This is a genomic window from Yimella sp. NH-Cas1 (genome assembly GCF_022359705.1).
Lineage (GTDB): Bacteria > Actinomycetota > Actinomycetes > Actinomycetales > Dermatophilaceae > Yimella > Yimella lutea.
Genome location: NZ_JAKSGG010000003.1, coordinates 3,047,343 through 3,071,805 on the forward strand (window position 1 = coordinate 3,047,343; position 24,463 = coordinate 3,071,805).

Here is a 24,463-nt window from a genome sequence, read left to right on the forward strand (position 1 = left end):
GCAGAATTTGCGGAATGTGCCCCAGCTTCTACGACCTCACTGGCGATGCCGAAAGCATCGACAGGCGCCTCGCGACCGCTCGCGAGTCGCTGACCCGGGTCGAGCCGCAGGACCTGACCGAGTGGCAGGACGACGTGGCGTTCGTGATCGACATTCGTCCCGAGGCGAGCCGTCGAGCCAACGGCCACATCCCGGGAGCGGTCGTCATCGACCGGTCGGTGTTGGAGTGGCGCCTCGACCCGACCAGCGGTTACTCGATGTCGGACGGACCGACCAAGGATGACGTCGTGGTCGTGGTGTGCAATGAGGGCTACTCGTCCTCGCTTGCCGCCAGCGACCTGAAACGACTCGGATTCCGTTGGGCTGCAGACCTGGTCGGCGGCTTCCGTGGCTACGTCGAGGCCGGCCTGCCGATCGACGAAGAACCCACCCGCGTCGTCGAGTAGTCCTCAGCCGATCAGATCCCGTGCGACCTGCCAGTTGTTGCTGATCAGCCAGAGTCCTAGCAGCGCGAACACCCACGCCAACGTTTCTTTGGAGTTGTTGCGCAGCCAGCGATCCACGCGCGCCAACGTCGGTTGGATGCGCTCGTGCATCGAGAGCCGGAGCGCGAGCAGCAACAACGCCGGCGCGATCATCACCACGCAGTAGGCCGCCAGTACCCCCACCGCGCCGAGCGGCGGCAGATCGGCGGCGACCATCAGTCCGATCGCGGCCAGATAGGGCAGCATGCTTGCGGCCTCGATCAGCGCGGCCACGGTCGCGAAGGCCATGACGGACGCGGGGGACGCCGAACCGTCCGCGGTCGACGTCCGCCACCGTTCGATGCGTCCGGGTCCACGGGCCTGCTGACGGGCAGCTTCCCCGGCCCGCTTGCGCTTCTTGCCTGCCTCGGTCCACGGCTCGATGGTGAGTCCGAGCAGTAGCAACACCGCGCCCGCCACGAGAGCGACCCAGCGAGCGGGTTCGGATATCGACAGCGAGGCGAACGCGTCGCGTAATGACTGTGCCCCGAAGTACAGGCCGAGACCAAGTACGAAGTAGAACACCGCAATGGTGCTCAGATACAACAGGATTCGGCCCAGTCGCGGCTTCGAAGGGTGGGTCATCAGCCACACCGGGATCGCGAGTGTGCCGAAGCTGGTGCTGTCGATCAGCGCGAGCACCACCAGTGGGGCGAGCAGTCCGAGTTCCATGGTGCCAGCTTCGCCGAGACAGTTCGTGCAGTCATCGGCCGACCGAACCCCTACCTAAGTCGTACCCGCCCCTCTACGCCCGTAGTCAAGGAAACCGGCCGCTATGACGACCGCTCTCCGCCAACTTTTTGGCGGTTCAGATGACGCCGAGCGCCACCATCGCGTCGGCGACCTTCATGTAACCGGCCAGGTTCGCACCGGCGACGTAGTTGCCCTCGAGCCCGAACTCGTCCGCGGTCGTGACGCAGCGGGTGTGGATGTCGCGCATGATCTGCTCCAGGCGCGCCTCGGTGTCCTCGAAGCTCCACGAGTCACGGCTCGCGTTCTGCTGCATCTCCAACGCGCTGGTCGCGACACCGCCGGCGTTGGACGCCTTGCCCGGGCCGAACAGCACGGACGACTGCTGGAAAACCTTGACCGCGCCCGGGGTGCAGGGCATGTTCGCGCCTTCGGCTACTGCTTGAACCCCGTTGCGTACCAACGACTTCGCGTGGTCTTCGTTCAGCTCGTTCTGGGTGGCGCAGGGGAGCGCGACGTCACACTTCACGTCCCAGATCGAGCCCTCGGTCGAGTGCGCGGTCGAGTCGGACGAGTACGCCGACAGGCGCTCACGGCGCACCTCCTTGAGGTCCTTCAGCTGGCCCAGGTCGAGACCGTTCTCGTCGACCAGGTAGCCGTTGGAGTCGGAGCAGGCGATGACCGTGCCGCCCAGCTGCTGCACCTTCTCGATCGCGTACAGCGCCACATTGCCCGAGCCGGAGACCACGACGCGCTTGCCGTCGAAGCTCTCGCCACGCGTCCCCAGCATTTCCTGGGTGAAGAAGACCGTGCCGTAACCGGTCGCCTCGGTACGCACCCGTGACCCGCCCCACGACAGGCCCTTGCCGGTGAGGACGCCGGATTCGTACCGGTTGGTGATCCGCTTGTACTGCCCGAACAAATAGCCGAGCTCGCGTCCGCCGACGCCGATGTCACCGGCCGGGACGTCGGTGTATTCGCCGATGTGCCGGTAGAGCTCGGTCATGAACGACTGACAGAAGCGCATGATCTCGCCGTCCGAACGACCCTTGGGGTCGAAGTCGGAGCCGCCCTTGCCGCCGCCGATCGGCATGCCGGTCAGGGAGTTCTTGAAGATCTGCTCGAACCCCAGGAACTTGATGATCGACAGGTTCACGCTCGGGTGGAAACGCAGGCCGCCCTTGTACGGGCCGAGCGCGGAGTTGAACTCGACGCGGAAGCCGCGGTTGATCTCCACTTCACCGGAGTCGGTGACCCACGGGACGCGGAAGATGATCTGTCGTTCCGGTTCGCAGACGCGCTTGAGGATCGACCACTGCGCGTACTCCGGCCGCTTGCCGGCGATCGGGCCGAGGCTGTGCATCACCTCGTACACCGCCTGATGGAACTCCGTCTCGCCGGGATTGCGGGCGACGACGGCGTCGAAGTGCTCCTGCATGTTCGGGTGAAGTCCGGCGCTCATGCGTACAAGTGTGCCAAGTCGCCGGCAACCGTGCCGCGGCGTCCCAGCAGACGCCCCTGGGCTGCGCGAGGACCGGCGGATCGTACGGGCGCTCGCGTACCTGTTGATCAGCGCCGAACCTACTGAGCACACCAGTGGGCTGGGCGAGACGTAGTGGGTTCGCCTGGATCACGGGCTCCGGGCCTGGTCGGGCGTTCCACTTGGCACCGGCATCGCTCGAACCGGTGGTCGAGTTGTTCTCGTTCCCGCCCGTGCCACTGGACCCCCTTTGAGAATGCCTGTGCAGCAACAGTTTCTGAGGTTCCTCGGTGAGTGAACCTGCCCTCTGACTGCGACTTTGTAGCAGCGGCTGCGCCGGGGCCACGGGTAGAGCTCCCCGGGCTGACTCGCCTCCCGCGCGCGTCGGCGGCTAGCGTCGGTGATGACCTGTACAGCAGCTGAGAGGACCTTCATCATGGAAACGCTCTACACCGCCGAGGCACTCGCAACCGGTGACGGCCGCAACGGCCACACCAAGACCGTCGACGGGTACGTCGACCTCGACCTCAAGGTGCCCGAGGGCATGGGCGGCCCCGGTGGCGGCGCCAACCCCGAGGACCTCTTTGCCGCCGGCTACGCCGCGTGCTTTCATGGCGCCCTGAAGAAGGCCGCGACGCTCAGCGACGACAAGCCCGACCTCACCGGCTCGACCGTCGGCGCGAAGGTCAGCATCGGCAAGGTGGACGGCGGCTTCGGGCTCGCCGTCGTGCTCGAGGTCGTCATCCCGAATATGGAGAAGGACGCCGCCCAGGCGCTCGCCGACAAGGCGCACCAGATGTGCCCGTACTCCAACGCGACCCGCGGCAACATCCCCGTCGAGGTCACCGTCTCCGACGACTGATCGAACCCCTCACGCCGTCACCGCTGGTTGAGCCGCACGGATGAGGAACGATTCCGTGCGCGTCGAAGCCAAGATGGCGGACAACGAGAACCCAGCCCGACGCGGCTGGGTTCTCGTGTTTCCGCGCCTTGGTTTCGGCACGGGCCGCTGCTCCTTCGTCGCTGCGTCCGGGCTCAACCAGCGGGCATCCGGTCGGGTTCTTGCGTCTCCGAACGGACTCGTAGGCTGATCGACCGTGCGTATCGCCAGTTACAACGTCAACGGAATCCGAGCTGCCCAACGCCGCGGCTTCGAGCAATGGCTCGCCACGAGAAACCCGGATGTCGTTGCGCTGCAAGAGGTTCGGGCCCAGCACGCGGACATCCCGGACGGTGTCTATGCCGACTATCACGTCGCGTACGAAGAGGGCGGGATCAAGGGACGCAACGGCGTCGCCGTCCTCACCCGGCACGCGCCGTCCGCCGTCCGCACCTGGAGCGGCGACGTCCGACTGAACGGCGAACTCGTGCCGACCGAGCCGATGACGCTGGCCCGTGGCATGCGCGAGTTCTCGCACGAGGGGCGCTACGTCGAGGTCGACCTTGCGGACGCACCGCTGACCGTCGCCTCGCTGTACCTGCCCAAGGGCGGACTGCCCGTCCACCTGCAGAAACCCGGCCGGATGCGCGAAGCACCGGACGGCGGCGTGAAGTACGAACGCAAGATGCGCTTCCTCGACTCCTTCGCCCGGCAGCTGTCCCGTTCCCGCAGAACGGCATCGGCGAACGGACGCGAGTTCCTGCTCATGGGTGACTTCAATATCGGGCACACCCGGTACGACCTGACCAACTGGCGCACCAGCAAGAACTCCGAGGGCTTCCTGCCCGAGGAGCGCGAGTGGATCGGGGCGCAGATGTCGCCGCGCACCCTCGTGGACGTCGTCCGCACACTCCACCCCGAGACCGACGGTCCGTACTCATGGTGGTCGTGGATGGGGCAGGCCTTCGACAGGAACGTCGGCTGGCGCATCGACTACCACCTGGCCACACCGAAACTGGCGCGGACGGCGTCTGCTGCGTGGGTGGATCGCGAGCCCTCCCGCGACGTGCGGATCAGCGATCACGCACCGGTCGTCGTGGACTACGACTTCTGAGCCTCGCGACAACGGGTCGCAATAACGGCCGGCTTCCTCTACTACGCCCGTAGTCAAGGAAACCGGCCGCTATGACGACCGCTTACGGTGTCAGCGCGAGGTGGCCGGGCTGCTTGCCCGACGCGGTCCGCGGTTACGACGCGGCGCCGCACCTGCCCGCTCGCCGGTGGGCTTCGGCGAACGCTGAGACGAACCGTGCGACGAACCAGCAGACGAGCCCTGCGAGGTGCCACGACCCTGTCCCGAACGCGTGCCCTGGCCCGAACGACCCGCACCCTGGCCGCGTCCCGCGCCGGAGCCCTGACCGCGTCCGGAACCCTGGCCGCGTCCGCCGCGTGAACCCTGCTTCTGCGGGGCCGGTGCAACCTGAACCTGCTCGGACGGAGCGACGAACGAGCGCTCGCCCGGAGCCAGTTCGGTCAGCAGCGGGTGGGCCGGGTCGACCTTGGTGGTCGTCGGCTTGATACCGGCCGCGCGGGTCAGATCGCGGACGTCCTTCTGCTGCTCGTCGAGCATCAGCGTCACAACGGTGCCGGCGGCGCCCGCACGAGCGGTGCGTCCCGAACGGTGCAGGTACGCCTTGTGCTCGGCCGGCGGGTCGGCGTGGATCACCAAGGAGACGTCGTCGACGTGAATGCCACGCGCGGCGATGTCGGTGGCAACCAGCGTCCGGACGGTGCCGCTGTGGAACGCGTCCATGTTGCGGACGCGGGCGTTCTGGCTGAGGTTGCCGTGCAGGTCGACTGCCGGAACTCCTTGTGCCGCAAGCTGCTTGGCCAACTTCTTGGCTCCGTGCTTGGTGCGGGTGAAGACGACGGTGCGGCCGGGGGCAGCAGCGAGGTCGACGAGCACCGGCAGGCGGTGGTCCTTGTGCAGGTGCAGGACGTGGTGGTCCATCGCGCTGACCGGCGACTGTGCGCTGTCGGCGTGGTGGGTGACCGGGTTGGTGAGGTAGCTCTTGACTAGCACGTCGACACCGCGGTCGAGGGTCGCGGAGAACAGCAGGCGCTGTCCGTCGCGCGGGGTCTTGTTCAGGATGCGCTTCACGCCGGGCAGGAAGCCCAGGTCGGCCATGTGGTCGGCCTCGTCGAGGATGGTGATCTCGACCGCACTCAGGTCGCAAAGTCCCTGGGAGACAAGGTCTTCCAGGCGGCCCGGGCAGGCGACGACGATGTCGACGCCCTTCGCGAGCGCAGCTGCCTGCGGGTTCTGGCCCACGCCACCGAAGACGGTCTGGCTACGTAGCCCGACCATGTCGGCGAGCGGCTTCAACGAAGCGTTGATCTGGTTCACCAGTTCACGCGTCGGCGCCAGGATCAGCGCACGCGGACGCTTGGGCTGACGGCGGCTGCTGGACGCCTGCAGTCGGGCGACCAGCGGCAGCAGGAACGCGTACGTCTTGCCGGAGCCGGTGCGGCCCCGGCCGAGGACGTCACGACCCGCGAGCGAATCCGGCAGGGTCGCCGCCTGGATCGGGGTCGGGGTGGTGATTCCCTGCTCCGCGAGGACGCGGATCAAGGAAGCCGGCACACCAAAAGGCGCAAAAGTATTGTCGGACAAAGAAACTCCGTAAGAAAGGCGGTGTCTCGCCGGGCTCGCCCCGCGCTCGGTTCGGCTGCGGTAGCGGCATAAGTGAAGGCATCTAGCGCTTCTCGAACACCTGCGGCCCGAGGCAAGACTGTGCGGACCGCTGGCTCCACCCTACGGGCAGACGCTCGAATCACCTATTCGAAGACATCCGCACTGGTCTCGTCCCGTCGACGCCTAGCTGTTCTGTCCGGAGAGGTTAGGCACGCGGTCGATGGGTGATTGGCCCTTGAGGCTGGTGTGGCCGCGGTGGTGATTGTAGTGATGGAGCCATTCGGGGTAGGTCGCACGGCGGTCGGCTTCTGAGGTGTAAGCGCACGCGTAAGCCCATTCCTCCAGCAGGGTCCGGTTGAAGCGTTCGACCTTGCCGTTGGTTTGCGGCCGGTAGGGGCGGGTACGGCGGTGTTTGATGCGCGTGCCGAGCGTCTTGGCCCATAACCGGCTGCGGTAGCAGGCGCCGTTGTCGGTCAGGACCGCTTTGACGGTGATGCCATGGCGAGCGAAGAACTGTTGGGCACGCTTCCAGAACGCTGCGGCTGTCTCCTTGCGTTCATCGCTGAGGATCTCTGAGTAGGCCAGCCGGGAGTGGTCATCGACGGCGTGGTGGAGGTAGACGTAGCCACGCGAGGAGGGTGCGCCCTGACGTGCGGCACGGTCACGGGCCACGCCGGCACGTCGGTCCTGAGCCGAACCGCGTCCGGTGATGCGCCACCCACCGCCGTCGGGGATCTTCCCGAGTTTCTTGATGTCGACATGCACCAGGTCACCGGGTGCCTGGTGTTCATACCGTTGCTTGTCGCGTGAGGATGCCTTGATGCGGGTCCCGGTCGCGGGGTCGGTCCACTTCAGTCGCGGGCAGCCGTACCGGCGCAGCACGTGGTGCACGGTCGAGGGATTCAACCCCAGGTGGTAGGCGATACGGGCCGGACCCCACCGGCGTGTCACCCGCAGGTTGATAATCCGGCGTTCAGTGCGCCGCGGTAACTGGTGGGGACAGTGGTGTGGTCGTGAGGATCGGTCGGTCATCCCGGCCGGGCCATGTTCCCGGTACCGCAACGCCCAGCGGCGTGCGGTCGTGATGCTGACCGAAAACCGTTCAGCAGCATGCGCGTAGGACCACTGCTCATCGACGATGAGCTTGGCCAAGCGGAGCCGGCCAGCCGGTGTGAGCGTCGCGTTAGCGTGGGACATGAAGACCTCCGTGGTGAATGTGGGTGCGTGGTAGCTCCACACCTCACCCGGAGGTCTTCCTCACATTCCAGTCGACTCGCCGTAACTAACGTCCGTGGACAGAACAGCTAACGCTCCGCACCTGATCGAACAGCGTGATTCCTGCGTCAGGCGGCGTACCTGGCGACGAGGGCTCGCGCTGTCGCTTCACCTTCGTCGATGGCCTGCTCGTATGGCTCGCGCAGCGTGGTGGCCATCGTTCCGGTGTAGGCGATGAACAGTTGCGAGGCAAGGGAATTCGCGCTCTTACCGGCGACCGGCACGGAGTAATCGTGCAGTCGCGTACGCAGCAGGTGAGTCTCGTCGGCCAGCACTGCGGCCAGTTGCTCGCTCGGTGAGGGATGTGCGGCCGCGGTGCCGCTGAAGGCGCACCAGCGCTCGGCCAGGTGGTGGGCCTGATAGGTGCGCAGCGCCGGCCAGAGTGCGAGCAGTCGGTCCACGTCGGACTCGGCGGACGCGATCGCTTCGTCCCAGACTTGCGTCCAGATCGTCAGGCGACGACGCAGGGCGGAGGTGATCAAGCCCTCCTTGTTGCCGAAGTGCGAGTACAGGCTCGGCGGGGACGCTCCCGCGTGCTTGAGGATCACGTCCACCGGCGTCGAGACCGAGCCGTTCTCGAACAGCACAGCATCGGCGGCGTCCAACAGCCGTTCGCGCACGGGTCGTTCCGCTTTCACATTCTTACTATAACGTGCGTTATGTTGTAACGAGCGTTATCGAGCTGCCTGGCATCCCAGAGACGCCGGACGTGCTCACTCGGACTGTGAAGCGATCGTCTTGGAGGAGAACTGTGCCCAGCTTGTTCATCGATGGTGAGTGGGTCGACGCCGCATCTGGCGCAACCCGTGAGATCACCTGTCCTGCAGACGGATCCGCGGTGATCACTGTCGCCGAGGCCGGCCAGGACGACGCCCGTCGCGCCGTCCAAGCAGCTCGGCGAGCGTTCGACGAGGGTCCCTGGCGTGACATTCCCTCGCCCGAGCGGGCTGCTCTGCTGCACCGGCTGGCCGACCGGCTGGAGGCGGAGAAGGACGAGGTCGCCCGCCTCGAATCGCTCGACACGGGTAAGCGGTTCGTCGAGTCGCAGATCGACGTCGACGACATCGTCAACGTCTTCCGGCACTTCGCCTCGCTCGCTCAGAGTGAGGCCGGACGCATCGTCGACACCGGCATGCCGGACGTCTCCAGCCGGGTCGTCACCGAGCCCGTCGGCGTCTGCGTGCTGATCACGCCGTGGAACTACCCACTGCTGCAGACCGCGTGGAAGGTCGCCCCGGCGCTCGCAGCCGGCAACACCTTCGTGCTCAAGCCCGCCGAACTCACCCCGCAGACCGCCATGTGGCTGGTGCGCACCCTCGACGAACTCGGCCTGCCCAAGGGCGTTGCCAATTTGATCCTCGGCGCCGGAAAGGACGTGGGTCCGACGCTGACCGAGGCGCCCGAGGTCGACCTGGTCTCCTTCACCGGTGGTGTCGTGACCGGCCGCTCGATCATGGCGTCCGCCGCACCGACCGTGAAGCGCGTCGCGCTCGAGCTGGGCGGCAAGAACCCCAACGTGATCTTCGCGGACTCCGACCTGCCGGCCGCGATCGACAACGCGCTCACCGCGATCTTCCTCGACTCCGGCCAGGTCTGTTCTGCCGGTGCACGGCTCATCGTCGAGGAGTCGATCCATGACGAGGTCGTCGATGAACTCGTCCGTCGTGCCGAGAAGATCCGCCTCGGTGGTCCGTTCGACGACAGGGCCGAGGCAGGACCGCTGATCAGCGAGGACCACTTGGCGAAGGTCGCCACGTACGTGGATGATGCCGTCGCCGAGGGTGCCGTGCTGCGGACCGGCGGAAAGCGTTGCGACGAAGGCGAACTCGCGAAGGGTTCGTACTATCCGCCGACGATCCTCGACGGTTGCGACACCTCGATGAAGTGCGTGCAGGAGGAGTCGTTCGGGCCGGTGCTGACCGTAGAGACCTTTTCCGGCGCGGACGCGGACGCTGCCGAGGATGCTGCGGTGAAGCTCGCCAACGACACCATCTACGGACTCGCCGGAGCAGTGTGGAGCCAGAACGCAGGCCGCGCCGAGCGCGTCGCCAAGCGGCTGCGCCACGGCACCATCTGGATCAACGACTACCACCCGTACGTGCCGCAGGCCGAATGGGGCGGGATGAAACAGTCCGGTATCGGCCGCGAACTGGGTCACGCCGGGTTGCACGAGTACCAGGAGACCAAGCACATCTGGCACAACACTCGGCCCGCCCCGGCGGGATGGTTCGGCAACTGACTCTCGCCTTTTCGCTGGTTGAGCCCTACGGATGAGCTTGCGAATCCGAAGGTGCCGAAACCTGGTGCGCGGACGGAGCACTTCATCGAGGCGCTTCGTGAATGCGAGAGGTTTCGGCGCGCGGTACTTCGTTCCTCAGTCCCGCGGCTCAACCAGCGGAAAAGGGTGTGGATCGACCAGCGGGAACGTGAATGCGAGAGGTTTCGGCGCGTGGGACTTCGTTCCTCAGTCCCGCGGCTCAACCAGCGGAAAAGGGTGTGGCTCGACCAGCGCTTCGTGAATGGGAGAGGTTTCGGCGCGCGGGACTTCGTTCCTCAGTCCCGCGGCTCAACCAGCGGAAAAGGGTGTGGCTCGACCAGCGGAGACGTGCGGCTCGACCAGCGGGTCGCCGCGACTGCACTTCGACTGTGATTCAAGGAGATACGAAACGATGAAGAAGTACGACTACGTGATCGTCGGCGGCGGGTCCGCCGGCTCGGCTCTTGCCAACCGGCTGTCGAGCGACAAGAACACCAGCGTCCTGGTGCTGGAAGCAGGTCGTGCCGACTTCCTGTTCGACCCGTTGATCCACATGCCAGCGGCGTTGATGTTCCCCTCGGGCAACCCGCTCTACGACTGGGCCTACGAGACCGAGCCCGAGCCGCACATGGGTGGACGACGCGTCCCGCATGCCCGCGGCAAGGTGCTCGGCGGGTCGAGCTCGATCAACGGCATGATCTTCCAGCGCGGCAACGCCGGTGACTACGACAAGTGGGCCACGTTCGAGGGCATGGAGCACTGGGACTACGCCCACTGCCTGCCCTACTTCAAGCGCATGGAGACCTGCATCGCCGGCGCGGACGACTGGCGCGGTGGCTCCGGTCCGCTGAAGCTCGAGCGTGGGCCGGCCAGCAGCCCGCTGTTCCAAGCGTTCTTCGAGGCGACCCAGCAGGCCGGTTACCCGCGCACGGACGACGTCAACGGTTATCGCCAGGAGGGTTTCGCGCCCTTCGATCGCAACGTCTTCAAGGGCAGCCGGATGAGCGCGTCCCGCGCCTACCTGCGCCCGATCCGCAACCGCAAGAACCTCGACATCGCCACGCTCGCCACCGTGACCGGCCTGCAGTGGTCGGGCAACCGGGTGACCGGCGTCGACTTTGCGCGCGGCGGCAAGTTCAAGCACTCCGTCGAGGCGGGCGAGGTCATCCTGTGCGGTGGCGCGTTCAACTCTCCACAACTGTTGCAGCTCAGCGGAGTCGGCAACCCGGAGACGCTTCGTGCAGCCGGCGTCACGCCGCGCATCGACCTGCCCGGCGTCGGTGAGAACCTGCAGGACCACCTCGAGGTCTACCTGCAGCACTCCAGCTTGCAGCCGGTGTCGATCGCGCCCTGGCTGAAGAAGTGGAAGGCCCCGTACATCGGTGCCGAGTGGCTGTTCCTCAACCGCGGCGTCGGTGCGTCCAACCACTTCGAGGGCGGCGGATTCATCCGCACCAACGAGGAGGTCGCCTACCCGAACCTGATGTTCCACTTCCTGCCGATCGCGGTCCGCTACGACGGCACCGCGCCGGAGGGCACGCACGGCTACCAGGTGCACGTCGGCCCGATGAACTCCGACGTGCGCGGCCACGTCCGCATCAAGAACGACGACCCGCTGGCCAAGCCCAGCATCTTGTTCAACTACCTGTCCACCGAGAACGACCGGCGCGAGTGGGTCGAGGTCATCCGGGCCGCCCGGCACATCCTGAAGCAGCCCGCGTTCGCGCCGTTCAACGGCGGCGAGATCTCGCCCGGACCGTCGGTCGAGACCGACCAGGAGATCATCGACTGGGTGGCCAAGGACGCCGAGACCGCGCTGCACCCGTCCTGCTCGGCCAAGATGGGTGTCGACGACATGGCGGTCGTCGACCCGTCGTCGATGAAGGTGCACGGCACCGAGGGTCTGCGGGTTGTGGACGCGTCGGTCTTCCCGACCATCACGAACGGCAACATCTACGCACCGGTGATGATGGTCGCGGAGAAGGCGGCCGACCTGATCGCCGGCAACACCCCGCTCGCGCCGGAGCACCCGCCGGTCTACCGGGCGAAGTCGGGCATGCCGATCTTCCCGGAGGGTGACCCACGCAACCACTCGTGGAACGCTGCGGACAAGGTGCCGAGTGCCGCCGAGGCCATGGGTGAGATCCAGTGAGTTCTGTTGATACGCAAGAGATCACGCAGCCGCGCACCAAATGGCCGGTGCTGATCGTCTCGGACGTCTTCACGCTCGCGGTCGCTGCCTGGGCGCTTTTTGCTCCCGACCACGCCGGACGGGTCCTGGGTGACACGGTGAGCTGGATCTCGAACTGGTTCGGCTGGTTCTACATTCTGCTGGCGACCGCGATCCTCGTTTTCGTCGTCTACCTCGGACTGCGGTACTCGAGGGTGCGACTGGGTGCGGACTCCGATCGTCCGGAGTTCTCCACATTCTCCTGGGCGTGCATGTTGTTCGCGGCCGGCATCGGCACGGACGTGATGTTCTTCGCCGTCGCCGAACCGGCAACGCAGTACCTCCACCCGCCGCAGGGCAAGGGTGAAACCCTCGACGCGGCAAGGGAATCCACCGTCTGGACGCTGTTCCACTACGGCATCACCGGGTGGGGAATGTACGCCCTCATGGGCATCGCGCTCGGCTACTTCGCACACCGCAAGGGTCTGCCGCTCGCCGTTCGTTCGGCGCTGCATCCGCTGTTCGGCAAACGCATCAACGGACGCATCGGGGACGCCGTCGACATCGCGACCGTGCTCGGCACGATCTTCGGTGTCGCCACCTCGCTGGGCATCGGCGTGGTGATGCTCAATGTCGGCCTCGACGTGATGTTCGGCATCGACCAGGGGACGCCGGCACAGGTGGGACTGGCGATCCTCGCGGTCGTCGTCGCGACCATTTCCGCGACGTCCGGCGTCGACAAGGGCATTCGCATCCTGTCCCAGCTCAACGTCGTCCTCGCGATCGTCCTCGCCCTGTGGGTGCTGGTCACCGGGCAGACCGCATTCCTGCTGCGGGCCGCGATGATGAACGTCGGCGACTTCGTCAACCTCTTCCCGGGCATGACGATGGACACCATGGCCTTCGACTACGACGCGGAATGGATGAACGGCTGGACGCTGTTCTTCTGGGCCTGGTGGATTGCCTGGGCGTCCTTCGTGGGCATGTTCCTCGCCCGCATCTCCAAGGGCCGCACGATCGGCCAGTTCGTGGTCGGCACGCTGACCATCCCGTTCATCTACATCGTGATGTGGGTGACCATCTTCGGAAACAGCGCCGTGAAGCGAATCATGGACGGGGACAAGGCTTTCGGTGAGACCGCGGTCAACACTCCGGAGACCGGGTTCTACGACATGCTGCAGCAGTACCCGGGCGCGATGGTCCTCGTCGCACTGGCCACGTTCGTGGGTCTGCTCTTCTACGTGACCAGCGCGGACTCGGGCGCTCTGGTGATGGCGAACCTCTCGTCCGACCTACCCGACTCCGACGTCGACGCCAAGCCGTGGCTGCGGGTCCTGTGGGCCGCCGCGACCGGTCTGCTCACGGTGGCCGTGTTGCTGGTCGGCGGCATCGGTGCGCTGCAGAGCGCCACGATCATCATGGGTCTGCCGTTCGCGATCGTCATGGTGCTGGTGATGATCGGCCTGCACCGCGCGCTCGAAGGCGAACGTCTGCACGCGGACGCACTACGCACCTCGGTGACCGCGTCCGTCGTCGGGCGGGAGGCAGCGGCGAGCCTGGGTTCGTGGAAGCGTCGCCTCGCACGTTCGCTCGGCACCGTCTCGCTGAAGCAGGCGACCCAACGACTCGACTCGACCGTCGTCCCTGCCCTGCGCGAGGTCGCGGGCGAGTTGGTCGAGCGCGGTGTGGACGCGTCCGTCGAGGACGTCGCAGGCTCGACCACGCAGGCGCCGCGGACGGCGGTGCTGACCGTCCGGGACGGTGAGGAGCAGTTCGCCTACACCGTGCAGGTGCGTCGGATGAAGGCCCCGAGCTACGGCTCGCGGATGATCGAGGCCGACGACCAGACCACGCTGCTGGAGGTCGTGCTCCCCAGCGGGGGTGCCTACGACGTGATCGCCTACTCGTTCGAGCAGATCTGTCACGACGTGTTGGACCACTACGAGTGGTGGGTCTCGACGCAGCAGGCGGTCTCCGACGCCACCTGATCCACCGAGTGGCCGGGCTATGAACTGGTGGACGGGTTAGAGCCTGGCCGCTGGCTCACAGCCCGGCCACTCGGCGTTCGGGGCTGGTCGGTGCGGACTCACCAACTTCCTCGATTCAGATGAAAGGCTCGTGCCCAAACCTGCCGAGAGGAGTCGCACATGGTCAACGTTCTCTGGGGGATCGGGGGCATGATCGGCCTGCTGACCATCGCGTATCTGCTCTCGATGGACCGCAAGGCGATCAAGGCGCGGACGATCGCTGCCGCGCTTGCGTTGCAGGTGGGCTTCGGCGTGCTGGTGCTGTTCGTGCCGTGGGGACGCGACGCGCTCGCGAAGGCGTCCGAGGGCGTCCAGGCCGTCATCGACTCCTCGAAGGAAGGCATCAGCTTCCTGTTCGGGCCGTTGATCCCGAAGGAGGGGATGGTCTTCGCGTTGCAGGTGCTACCGGTGATCGTCTTCTTCGCCTCGCTGACGGCGATCCTGTTCCACCTGGGCATCCTGCAGAAGGTGGTCACCTGGCTCGGTGGGGCGCTCGCCAAGGTGCTCGGCACCCGTCACGAGGAGTCGGTCAACGCCGCCGCAAACATCTTCCTCGGCCAGACCGAGGCGCCGTTGGTGATCAAGCCGTACCTTTCGAGGATCTCCCGCTCCGGGCTGTTCGCGGTGATGGTCGGCGGGTTGTCGACCGTCGCAGGTTCGGTGCTGGTCGGTTACGCGCTGCTCGGCGCCAAACTCGACTACCTGATCGCTGCCAGCTTCATGGCTGCTCCGGGCGCGCTGCTGATGGCGAAGATCATCCTTCCGGAGGGTGCCGAGCCAGCCACCGTGCCGGCCACCGCGAAAGCCGGCGATGGGGTCGGCACGGTCGACCTCGACAGGGGTGAACCGCGCGCGGTCGCTGTCGATGACGACGACGATGAGGACGAGGTCAAGCACCGCAACGTGATCGACGCCGCCGCCGCGGGTGCGTCCGACGGCATGAAGCTCGCATTGAACATCGGCGCGATGCTGCTGGCCTTCATCTCGCTGATCGCGCTGATCAACCTGCTGCTCGGCGTGGTCGGTGGGTGGTTCGGTGCTGACGACCTGAAGTTCGAGACGATCCTCGGCTATGTGATGGCGCCGATCATGACGCTCATCGGTGTGCCGTGGTCGGAGGCGACGGACGCGGGTTCGTACGTCGGTCAGAAGGTCGTGGTCAACGAGTTCGTGGCGTTCTCCAACTTCGCTCCCAACATCGCCGACTTCTCCCAGCGCACCCAGGCGATCGTCACCTTCGCGCTCACCGGCTTCGCCAACCTGGGCTCGCTCGGCATCCTGCTCGGCGGCCTCGGTGGGATGGCTCCCAAGCGCCGCGGTGAGATCGCCGAACTCGGTCTGCGTGCCATCCTCGCGGCCACTTTGGCGAACCTGATGAGCGCGGCGATCGCAGGTATCCTGCTGGGTTGATCGGCACGTACGGTGGGGGTATGAGCCTTCCGACCAGAACCCGTGAGATCCAACTGGCGTCCCGCCCGAGCGGCGCGCCGACGCCCGACAATTTTCGGCTGATGGAGGTGGATCTGCCCGAACTGAAGGACGGCGAGATCCTCGTCCGCAACACCGTCATGTCGGTCGACCCGTACATGCGTGGGCGGATGAACGACGTGAAGTCTTACGTGCCGCCGTTCCAGATCGACCAGCCCCTCGACGGCGGTGCGGTCGGCACCGTGATCGCTTCTCGTTCGGACGAATTCGCCGAAGGGCAGAGCGTGCTGCACGGACTCGGCTGGCGCGAGCACGCCATCCTCCCGGCAGGGCGCGCGACGGCCGTCGACACCTCCGACCTGCGTGACAGCAGCTATCTCGGGGTACTCGGCATGCCTGGCCTCACCGCGTATGCGGGACTCATGGCGGCGGCCGAGTTCCAGCCCGGGGACGCGGTATTCGTCTCGGGTGCCGCCGGCGCCGTGGGTTCACTGGTCGGGCAGATCGCCCGACTGTCCGGGGCCTCGCGAGTCGTTGGTTCTGCCGGGTCCGCAGCCAAGGTGGAGCGACTCATCGACCTCGGGTTCGACGCCGCCTTCGACTACCACGATGGATCGGTGCGCGATTCGTTGAAGAAGGCCGCGCCCGACGGCATCGACGTCTACTTCGACAACGTCGGTGGCGACCACCTCGAAGCCGCGATCTCCGCGCTCAACGTCGACGGGCGCGTGGCGATGTGTGGTGCGATCTCGCAATACAACGCGACCGAACCCGCTTGTGCACCAAGGAATCTCGCGCTCGCGATCGGCAAGCGCCTGACGCTGCGCGGATTCATCGTGGGCAAGTACTCCGACATGCGGGACGAGTTCCTGTCGGTGGTCGGTCCGTGGCTGGCCGACGGTTCGATCCAGTGGGACGAGACGGTGCGCGAAGGACTGGAGAACGCCCCGCAGGCGTTCATCGACCTGCTCGCCGGGGCCAACACCGGCAAGATGATCGTCCGCCTCTGAACCGCAGCGGCAACAGGTCGCAGTAACAACCGGAACCCTTGACTACGCCTGTAGTCAAGGGTTCCGGTTGTTACTGCAGCCGGTGCTGGCTCAGTCGCTCTCGCGGGTCGTCATCACCCGCGCGGAGTCGGGGCGGTACTCCTCGACGTCGTCCTCGGTGCCCTCGCCCGTGAACTCCGGAACCTCGAGATCCAGGTTGTCGACCGGAGCACGCAACCAGGTGGCCGTGGCCCAGCCCTGGGTGAGCAGGTGATGATCCGAACCGGGCTCGTCGTCGGCGTCCTCCGCGATGTACGTGACGTCGATGCCCTCGGTGAACCGCTCGTCGATGCGCGCCTGCACGGCGCCGAACGGTGCCAAATGTGCACCGCGCAGGCCGCGCAGCTTCGACCACGGCACGTCGGGGACGTTGATGTTGAGCACGTGGCCGTTGAACTCGGTCTTCTCCAGCCACTCAAGCGCGATGTCGGTGATGCGCTGGACGGTGTCCCAGTTCTGCGGCTCGCCTGAGGTCACCGACACGGCCAGGCCGGGGATGTCGTGCGTGACTGCAGTGTGGGCCGCTCCGACGGTGCCGGAATGCAGCGTCGCGTGACCGGTGTTGGCGCCGAGGTTGCATCCGGACATGATCAGGTCGGGCTTGTCACCGAAGGCGCCGTACGAGGCGAGGAAGGCAATGAGACCGGGCGCTGCCTTCACGCCGATGCAGTCGACCCCTTCGGGCATTTCGGGTGGATCCGCTTTGACGAGAACGATTTTCCCGTCCTTCTCCTCACCGGCCAGGGACGCGGAAGCACCCGAGTACTCGTGTGCCGGTGCGGCCACCTGGACGGTGTAACCGCGTCCGAGAGCCGCCTTGACGAGTGCTGCCAGACCTGCCGACTCGATCCCGTCGTCATTGGTGACCAATACGTGCATGTCAGCGTTCCTTGATCTGGACGTGGTCGGCGATGCGCTCGATGGTCTCGCGGTTGCCGGTGCCCAGGCCGCCGCGAGTGACATTCAAAGCGCCGGCGGCTGCACCCAATCGGGCTGCCTCGGTGAGGTTCTCGCCGCGGGCGAGCGCAACGGCGATGCCGGCCGTCATCGAGTCACCGGCGCCGCGGTGTTCGTGCGTGGTGACGGCCGGGGTGATGAGCTCGCGGACGCCATCCTTGTCGATCGCGAACGCCGGCTTCTCCGCGCGCGAGACGACGATCGCGCCGACGCCCTTGTCGAGGACCTTTTTGGCCCCGGCGATGATCTTCTCGGCGCTCTCGCCGTCGGCGAGCTTTGCTTCGAGAAGTTCGTCGTGGGCGATCTTCAGCACGTCGACCCCGGCGTCGATCGCGGCCAGCGCCGGTCCACCCGAGAGGTCGGCGACAACGCGTCCGCCCGAGGAACGGATGTCGGAGACGAGCCGGTGGAAGAACTCGTCCGGCAGCACGTCGGCCGGCTCACACCCGGTGATCACCGTGAGGTCGGCGTCCATGCCCTCGACCAGGGCGATGCCGTAGAGGTCGTCGTACTCGTGACGGGTGAGCACAGGCGGTGGCATGTGGGTCAGCACCTCCCGCTCGCCGTTTCGCAGTTCGTAGATGTAGCCACCGTTGCCCGCGGAGTAGGGCACCGGCTTCACCTCGAGATCAAGATCGGTCAACATCGTCTGGATCAATGGACCCAGCTCCCCACCGAACGGGCCGACGACCGTCACCTTCGCACCCAGCGACCGTGCCATCCGGGCCATCCACAGTCCCTGACCACCCGGGTGGATGTGGACGCCGCCCTCGGCATCAACGTGTTCGCTGCGCTTGACGTCGGTGAGAGCAGCGGTGGCCTCGACGACGGCGAGGGGAGTGGGGGCAAGGACGGCAATGCGGGGTTCGAAGGTCACGCCTCAATCGTTGTCGATGAACGGCTACGAACAGGGCGAGCGCGGCGATGACTTCGACCGAAACGAACGGCTCCACCCGGGTGGGTGGAGCCGTCGGCGTGAGCGGTCAGTTGATCTTGTCGGAGTCGTAGACCGAACGGGACTCCTTGTCGTCGTCGGCACGTCCCCGGTGTTGCACCCGGCGAGCAGCGGGAGAGCCATCAGGCACGCAGCGGCGGTGAGCTTCTTCATGGTTTTCGTCCTGGTTTGCTGTCGCCGGGGCGACGTCGCATCTGGTCCGGGAAGCGGACGGGTCCGGTGCGGGATTCGGTTCGTGCAGCCTGAGCTAGCGCTTCACCGCGGCGATGGGGACGTCGTGTTCGTTGCCCCAATCGACCCATCCGGCAACGGTTTTCGTCGCCATGACGGACGCGACGTCGGCGTACTCCTCGGCGCAGTCGAAGGCGTCCGCGAACCGTTTCCAGAAGTGTTGTTCCAGTGCGGCGAGTGCTACCCAGCCGTCGTCGCTCGCGCGGTAGAGGTTGTACCGGGCCCAGCCGCCGGAGATCGGGCTTGCCGGGTCGGTCATGCCGTGCCGGTTGGGTCCGGCCGCGAACGCACCGGCCTCGTCCAGGCCGGCCATGTGGGTGCCGCCGTGTCCGGTGAGCGAGCGCTGCACCAGCGCACCGAGCGCGGTCGACACCGCGCGTTCCGCGCCGAGGACGTCCGCCACCAGCACGGACGGCAGCGCCGGCGGCCGCAGCAGGCCGGCCGTCGCCTGGTAGGTCAGGTCGTGGCCACCCACCTCCGGGTCGTCGGAGTGCCCGACGATCCGCACCTGGCACAACTGCGGCAGGTCCAGGTCGTCCAGACCGAGGCGGGCGAGTGCGGAAGGACGCTGCGCGGTGAGCAGCAGATCGGCGTCCGTGAGCAACTCGGCCAGTTGCGCGCGTCCGTCGTCCGTCTTGAGGTCGATCGTCAGAACCTGTTGTGCCGCAACAAGTTCGGCGTAGTAATCGGGCACCATGCTGGCCAGGGGATCACCGGACGGGGGCTCCACCTTCGTTACATCCGCACCCATCGAGGCCAGCCGTGCGGCGGCCAACGGACCGGGCAGATTGATCGCCAGCGACACCACGCGGGTTCCCTCGAGCATGAACCGAACCTAACCCTGACGGACCCGCTGCGCGACCTTCTCGGCGTGTGACTCGCGCAGCGCCTGATGGCCCGGGCGGGGCCGCCGCGGTGCCGACGAGTTCTGCTCCGACGAAGGCGAAGACGGCGATCCAGAAGCCCGCAGCGAAGCCCACGAACCCGTGCGGGAACAGCTACGACGTCCGGGGTCAGGGGACGCGGTGGGTCCACTCGGGAGTGGAGAACTTCGCGTCCATCAGCTGTTCGGCAGCCTCCAACTCTGCCTGCGTGTAGTCCGATCGTGTCGTGGCGTAACGCTTCTCGAAGGTCGCCAGGAACGAGTCGAGGATCGCGTCGCGGGTCATGCCGGTCTGCGAGCGCATCGGGTCGACGCGCTTGTTCGCCGAACGGTGGCCCTTGTCGCTCATCTTCTCGCGGCCGATGCGCAGCACCTCGACCATCTTGTCGGCGTCGATGTCGTAGCTCATCGTCACGTGGTGCAGCACGGCTCCGTCGGCGAACCGCTTCTGCGCGGCACCGCCGATCTTGCCCTGGTCGCTCGCGATGTCGTTGAGCGGGACGAAGTGCGCGTTGACGCCGACCTCGCGCAGGGCCTCGATCACCCAGTCGTCCAGGAAGGAGTAGGACCGCTCGAAGGACAGCCCCTCGACCAGCGACGCAGGCACCACGAGCGAGTAGGTGATGCAGTTGCCAGGCTCCATGAACATCGCGCCGCCGCCGGAAACGCGTCGGACGACGTCGATGCCGTGCTTGGCCGCACCGTCCGGGTCGACCTCGTTCTTCACCGACTGGAACGAACCGATGACGACCAGCGGGGAGTCCCAGTCCCACAAGCGCAGCGTGGGCGGACGCTCGCCGCGCGCCACCTCACGTCCGATGACCTCGTCCAGCGCGACGTGCATGGCGGGGTCCATCACCTTGGCGGGGATGACGTCGAAGGTGTGGTCGTGCCAACCGGTGGCCTTGCCGAGGGCCCGGCGCACCGCGATGCCGACGGCCTCCGGCGAGAACCCGATGAACGCGACGTCTCTGTCGACCGAACCCTGGATCGCCGAACTCAGCTGGTCGACACCGGCCTCCGTCGAGACGCCGTTGAGGGCCGCGTTGATGTCGAGCAGCGCCTCCTCGGGTTCAAGGAAGAAGTCACCGGAGACACTGACCTCGGCCAGGCGTCCGTCACGAACCTCGAGATCGACGGCGACGAGTTTGCCGCCCGGAACCTTGTATTCACCGCGCATGCAGTCGAGAACAACACCAGCCGCCCGGTCCTTCCCGCGCCTGCCTGCCCGTAGCGTCGATGTATGAGCGATGAATACGACGTGATCGTGATCGGTGCCGGACCCGTCGGGGAGAACGTGGCGCAGTACGTGACCGAGGCTTCCGACCTGAACGCGGTGCTGATCGAGAAAGAACTCGCCGGCGGTGAGTGCTCCTACTACGCGTGCATGCCGAGCAAGGCGCTGCTGCGTCCGGTCGAGATCGCGAACGATTCGGTTGACCTGCAAGGCATTTCGGATGCCTCGGTACAGGTCGAGGAACTTCTGAAACGTCGGGACGAGTGGGTCTCGCACTACGACGATGCGAGCCAGGTGGAGTGGGCCGAAGGCATCGGCGTCCCCGTGGTGCGCGGTGCTGCGCGACTGTCCGGCGAGCGGAAGGTGCAGGTGGACGGGCGAACGATCGCCGCGCGCAAGGCCGTGGTGATTGCCACCGGAAGTACACCCGTCATTCCGCCGGAGTACGCGGACGTGTGTGCCTGGGGTTCGCGGGACGCGACCGGCGTGGTGGACGTGCCCGAACGGCTGGCCATCGTCGGCGGTGGTGTCGTGGCGTGCGAAGCCGCCACCTGGATGCGCGCGCTCGGCAGCGAGGTCACGATGCTGGTGCGGGGTGACAGCCTGCTCACCAACCAGGAGCCCTTCGCCGCCGAGACCGTGCTGAAGAGCTTGCGGGACAGCGGTGTCGACGTCCGGCTCGAAGCGAACGTGACCTCCTGTGAGCGCCCGGACGCGAGCGACACCGGCCTCGGGCGGGTCCACGGCGGAGCTGTCACGGTGACGGTCGATGACCAGAAACTCGAGTTCGACGAGATCCTGCTGGCTGTCGGGCGCCGTCCCCGCCTCGGCGAGATCGGACTGGACGCGCTCGACCTGACCGACGACCCGGACGCTTGGCCGGACTGGCTCATCGCCGTCGGCGACGCGAGCGGCGAGGCCCCGTTGACGCACTGGGGCAAGTACCGAGCTCGCGGGATCGGCGCCCGGCTGGCCGGCGCCGCTGAACCGGAGCCCGCGGATGTCCCGGTCCCGCAGGTGGTCTTCACCGAGCCGCAGATCGCCCAGGTCGGACCGCTCCGCAAGGACCTCGACGACGTCGAGGTCGTCAGGGTGCCGTTCAACTCTGCCGCCGGCGCCGCGCTGCTGCGTGACCACGTCCAGGGCCAGGCCCAGTTGTTGGTCGATCGGAAGGATCGCGTGGTGCGGGCCGCGACCTTCGTCGGACCGGGTGCCGGCGAACTCCTGCATGCGGCGACGATCGCGATCGTGGGACGGGTGCCCGTCCACGTCCTGCGGCACGCGGTGCCGAGTTATCCGACCGCGAGCGAACTGTGGCTGCGGCTGTTGGAGGAGCTCCCGAGGCAGTACCGCCGCGGCTGAAAGAGCCCGGAACAGAGTCGATTGGACGTTAGTTGACATGTCCACTAACGTGGTCATCGGTCGATCAGAGGAGTCAGTCATGCAGTTCGGAATCTTCACCGTGGGTGACGTGACCACCGACCCGGTGACGGGCCGCACGCCCACCGAGCATGAGCGGATCAAGGCCACGGTCGCGATCGCGAAGAAGGCCGAGCAAGTCGGCCTGGACGTATTCGCCACCGGTGAGCACCACAACCCGCCGTTCATCGCGCCGGCCAACCCGACGATCCTGATGGCGCACCTCGCCGCTCAGACCGAGCGGATCATCCTCACTACCGCGACCACGCTCATCACCACGAACGACCCGGTGCGACTGGCGGAGGACTACGCCTACGCCCAACACCTCGCCGACGGACGCATCGACCTGATGCTCGGACGCGGCAACACCGGTCCGGTCTACCCGTGGTTCGGCAAGGACATCCGCGACGGACTCGAGCTCGCGGTGGAGAACTATGCGCTGCTGCACAAGTTGTGGCGCGAGGAGGCGGTGAACTGGCAGGGCAAGCACCGCACGCCACTGCAGGGCTTCACCTCCACCCCGCGTCCGATGGACGGCATCGCACCGTTCGTCTGGCACGGCTCGATCCGCAGCCCCGAGATCGCCGAGCAGGCCGCGTACTACGGCGACGGGTTCTTCGCCAACCACATCTTCTGGCCGAAGGAGCACACGCAGCAGATGGTGCAGCTGTACCGCCGCCGCTTCGAGCACTACGGCCACGGCACCGCCGACCAGGCGATCGTCGGCCTGGGTGGTCAGGCGTTCATTCGCAAGAACAGCCAGGACGCCAAGCGGGAGTTCCGTCCCTACTTCGACAACGCCCCGGTCTACGGGGGTGGTCCGTCGATGGAGATGTTCACCCGCGAGACGCCGCTGACCGTCGGTTCGCCGCAGGAGGTCATCGAGCGGACGCTCGGTTTCCGTGAGTACGTCGGCGATTACCAGCGCCAGCTGTTCCTGATGGACCACGCCGGCCTGCCGCTCAAGACCGTGCTCGAGCAGCTCGACCTGCTCGGCGAGGAGGTCGTGCCGGTGCTGCGCAAGGAGTTCGCGACGATGAAGCCGGCGCACGTGCCGGACGCGCCGACGCACGCCTCGCTGCTCGCCGCGGCTCAGGCCGACGGCACCGCCACGGGGGACGCGGCCACACCCGCCACCGACCAGTGGACGGGCACCCGCGCTGAGGACGCCAACCAACTCTGATTTTCCTTCCACCCGTAGTCGTGGAATGCGGCTGCTGTTGCGACCGTTTCCATGGACTACGGGTGTAGATCACCAGCAAGGAGACCTGACGTGACCACCGTTACCGTCATCAGCGCGGGCCTGCGCTCGCCGTCGTCGACGAAGTTGCTCGCCGACCAGTTGGCCGACGCCGTCCGTCGTCAACTGGGCGCCGTCGACATCCACGACATCGAGGTGCGCGATCTCGCCCACGAGATCACCGACGCCCTGCTCACCGGTTTCCCGACCGGTGCGCTCAAGGACGCGCTCAAGCAGGTCACGGCGTCCGACGCGATCATCGCCGTGACCCCGACCTTCCAGGCGTCCTACAGTGGCCTGTTCAAGTCCTTCGTCGACCTCATCGAGCCCGACACGCTGCGTGGGACGCCGGTGCTGGTCGCCGCGACCGGCGGTACCGAGCGCCACTCGCTCGCGATCGACCACGCGCTGCGTCCACTGTTCGCCTACATGGGTGCGTTCGTGCTGCCGACCGGCGTGTACGCCGCGACCTCCGACTTCGGCGGAGAAGGCGCTGCCGCGCTCGAGCGCCGTATCGAGCGCGCTGCCGGCGAACTGCGAACCGTCCTGGGCGGCAGCAGCATTCGGAAGCCGAAGGTGGACGAGTCCGCCGACGTCACGCCGTTCGAGCAACTGCTCGCCGCGGCAAACTAGTTCGAGTGGAAGATCGGGCCCGCCAGGACGGGGTCGATCTTCCATCAGAAATCGGAAGGAGCACCGATGATCCAGGAGTTCGACCGTTACGAATACGGACGTCGGCTGTTCGAGCAGCGCAAGTATGCGCAGGCGGCGCGTGAGTTCGAGGAAGTGCTGGCGTCCGGCGAGGGCCTCGGCACCGGCGACGCCCGCGAGCTGCTCATGCGAGCGCTGTTCCACTCCGCGCAGTTGACCAAGGCCGAGGCCGCGGCCCGCGCGGCACTCGAGGACAACCCGACGGACGCGTACGCGCTCGTCGTCCTGGGCCGCACCCTGTACCGGCAGGCCCGGTACGAGGAGGCCGAGACCTATCTGAAGCAGGCCGAGGCGTTCGGCGTCTCGACCGTCTAGAAAGCCTCCACCGAGTGGCCGGGCTGTCAACTGGTGGCCG

At 66.7% G+C, this 24,463-nt stretch carries 21 protein-coding genes; 12 read left to right on the plus strand and 9 right to left on the minus strand.

Annotated elements, in window-relative coordinates; translation table 11 throughout:
* Positions 1–14: 14 nt before the first annotated feature.
* A complete protein-coding gene (locus MF407_RS15030) occupies positions 15–446 on the plus strand; it encodes a rhodanese-like domain-containing protein (protein WP_239702788.1) in 432 nt (143 codons plus the stop codon).
* 3 nt (positions 447–449) lie between these two features.
* Here the strand turns inward: MF407_RS15030 and MF407_RS15035 are convergent, their stop codons facing one another.
* Together MF407_RS15035 and gdhA are read right to left on the minus strand one after the other, a co-directional pair.
* Entirely contained in the window at positions 450–1,196 is a 747-nt protein-coding gene (locus MF407_RS15035; protein ID WP_239702789.1) for a GAP family protein, read from the minus strand.
* Positions 1,197–1,332: 136 nt separating this feature from the next.
* Positions 1,333–2,676, minus strand: a complete 1,344-nt coding sequence (gene gdhA / locus MF407_RS15040) for an NADP-specific glutamate dehydrogenase (RefSeq protein ID WP_129626551.1) — start codon at positions 2,674–2,676, stop codon at positions 1,333–1,335.
* A gap of 454 nt (positions 2,677–3,130) precedes the next feature.
* Here gdhA and MF407_RS15045 point away from each other — a divergent pair, with 454 nt between their 5' ends.
* The gene (locus MF407_RS15045) at positions 3,131–3,556 is read left to right on the plus strand and encodes an organic hydroperoxide resistance protein (RefSeq protein ID WP_129626549.1); all 426 of its coding nucleotides are present in this window, start codon (positions 3,131–3,133) and stop codon (positions 3,554–3,556) included.
* A gap of 235 nt (positions 3,557–3,791) precedes the next feature.
* Positions 3,792–4,688 carry an exodeoxyribonuclease III gene (locus MF407_RS15050; protein ID WP_239702790.1) on the plus strand — a complete coding sequence of 299 codons (897 nt, stop codon included), beginning with the start codon at positions 3,792–3,794 and terminating at the stop codon, positions 4,686–4,688.
* A gap of 90 nt (positions 4,689–4,778) precedes the next feature.
* Here MF407_RS15050 and MF407_RS15055 read toward each other — a convergent pair whose 3' ends face one another.
* From MF407_RS15055 to MF407_RS15065, 3 genes are all read right to left on the minus strand, one after another.
* Positions 4,779–6,218, minus strand: coding sequence for a DEAD/DEAH box helicase (locus MF407_RS15055; RefSeq protein WP_239702791.1), 1,440 nt, complete (start codon positions 6,216–6,218; stop codon positions 4,779–4,781).
* A 234-nt stretch (positions 6,219–6,452) separates the two neighbouring features.
* Positions 6,453–7,466, minus strand: a complete 1,014-nt coding sequence (locus MF407_RS15060) for an IS481 family transposase (RefSeq protein WP_239702792.1) — start codon at positions 7,464–7,466, stop codon at positions 6,453–6,455.
* A 146-nt stretch (positions 7,467–7,612) separates the two neighbouring features.
* The gene (locus tag MF407_RS15065; RefSeq protein WP_239702793.1) at positions 7,613–8,164 is read right to left on the minus strand and encodes a TetR/AcrR family transcriptional regulator; all 552 of its coding nucleotides are present in this window, start codon (positions 8,162–8,164) and stop codon (positions 7,613–7,615) included.
* A 131-nt stretch (positions 8,165–8,295) separates the two neighbouring features.
* On the opposite strand from MF407_RS15065, the gene MF407_RS15070 reads away from it, so the two are divergent.
* The 5 genes from MF407_RS15070 (at position 8,296) to MF407_RS15090 (ending at position 16,436) form a co-directional block, all read left to right on the plus strand.
* A complete protein-coding gene (locus MF407_RS15070; protein WP_239702794.1) occupies positions 8,296–9,783 on the plus strand; it encodes an aldehyde dehydrogenase family protein in 1,488 nt (495 codons plus the stop codon).
* A 430-nt stretch (positions 9,784–10,213) separates the two neighbouring features.
* Complete coding sequence (betA, locus tag MF407_RS15075) at positions 10,214–11,953, plus strand: choline dehydrogenase (protein ID WP_239702795.1); 1,740 nt, start codon at positions 10,214–10,216, stop codon at positions 11,951–11,953.
* Complete coding sequence (betT, locus tag MF407_RS15080; protein ID WP_239702796.1) at positions 11,950–13,959, plus strand: choline BCCT transporter BetT; 2,010 nt, start codon at positions 11,950–11,952, stop codon at positions 13,957–13,959. The genes betA and betT overlap by 4 nt, the downstream gene beginning before the upstream one ends.
* 159 nt (positions 13,960–14,118) lie before the next feature.
* Positions 14,119–15,408 (plus strand): nucleoside transporter C-terminal domain-containing protein, encoded by a 1,290-nt coding sequence (locus tag MF407_RS15085; RefSeq protein ID WP_239702797.1) that lies wholly within the window; start codon positions 14,119–14,121, stop codon positions 15,406–15,408.
* A gap of 20 nt (positions 15,409–15,428) precedes the next feature.
* Entirely contained in the window at positions 15,429–16,436 is a 1,008-nt protein-coding gene (locus MF407_RS15090) for an NADP-dependent oxidoreductase (RefSeq protein WP_129626535.1), read from the plus strand.
* Between the two features lie 90 nt (positions 16,437–16,526).
* Here the strand turns inward: MF407_RS15090 and MF407_RS15095 are convergent, their stop codons facing one another.
* The 4 genes from MF407_RS15095 to MF407_RS15110 form a co-directional block, all read right to left on the minus strand.
* Positions 16,527–17,354, minus strand: coding sequence for a 5'/3'-nucleotidase SurE (locus MF407_RS15095; protein ID WP_129626533.1), 828 nt, complete (start codon positions 17,352–17,354; stop codon positions 16,527–16,529).
* A 1-nt stretch (position 17,355) separates the two neighbouring features.
* Positions 17,356–18,309, minus strand: coding sequence for a PfkB family carbohydrate kinase (locus MF407_RS15100; protein ID WP_129626531.1), 954 nt, complete (start codon positions 18,307–18,309; stop codon positions 17,356–17,358).
* Positions 18,310–18,634: 325 nt separating this feature from the next.
* Positions 18,635–19,444 (minus strand): CoA transferase, encoded by an 810-nt coding sequence (locus MF407_RS15105; RefSeq protein ID WP_129626529.1) that lies wholly within the window; start codon positions 19,442–19,444, stop codon positions 18,635–18,637.
* Between the two features lie 187 nt (positions 19,445–19,631).
* Positions 19,632–20,681 carry a biotin/lipoate A/B protein ligase family protein gene (locus MF407_RS15110; RefSeq protein ID WP_239702798.1) on the minus strand — a complete coding sequence of 350 codons (1,050 nt, stop codon included), beginning with the start codon at positions 20,679–20,681 and terminating at the stop codon, positions 19,632–19,634.
* A 63-nt stretch (positions 20,682–20,744) separates the two neighbouring features.
* Here MF407_RS15110 and MF407_RS15115 point away from each other — a divergent pair, with 63 nt between their 5' ends.
* The 4 genes from MF407_RS15115 (at position 20,745) to MF407_RS15130 (ending at position 24,423) form a co-directional block, all read left to right on the plus strand.
* Positions 20,745–22,100: an NAD(P)/FAD-dependent oxidoreductase gene (locus MF407_RS15115; RefSeq protein ID WP_239702799.1), complete on the plus strand. Its 1,356-nt coding sequence runs from the start codon at positions 20,745–20,747 to the stop codon at positions 22,098–22,100.
* Positions 22,101–22,179: 79 nt separating this feature from the next.
* Positions 22,180–23,340 carry an LLM class flavin-dependent oxidoreductase gene (locus MF407_RS15120; RefSeq protein WP_239702800.1) on the plus strand — a complete coding sequence of 387 codons (1,161 nt, stop codon included), beginning with the start codon at positions 22,180–22,182 and terminating at the stop codon, positions 23,338–23,340.
* 90 nt (positions 23,341–23,430) lie between these two features.
* Positions 23,431–24,030 carry an FMN reductase gene (locus MF407_RS15125; RefSeq protein WP_239702801.1) on the plus strand — a complete coding sequence of 200 codons (600 nt, stop codon included), beginning with the start codon at positions 23,431–23,433 and terminating at the stop codon, positions 24,028–24,030.
* A gap of 66 nt (positions 24,031–24,096) precedes the next feature.
* Positions 24,097–24,423 carry a tetratricopeptide repeat protein gene (locus MF407_RS15130; protein WP_239702802.1) on the plus strand — a complete coding sequence of 109 codons (327 nt, stop codon included), beginning with the start codon at positions 24,097–24,099 and terminating at the stop codon, positions 24,421–24,423.
* The last annotated feature ends 40 nt before the right edge of the window (positions 24,424–24,463 follow it).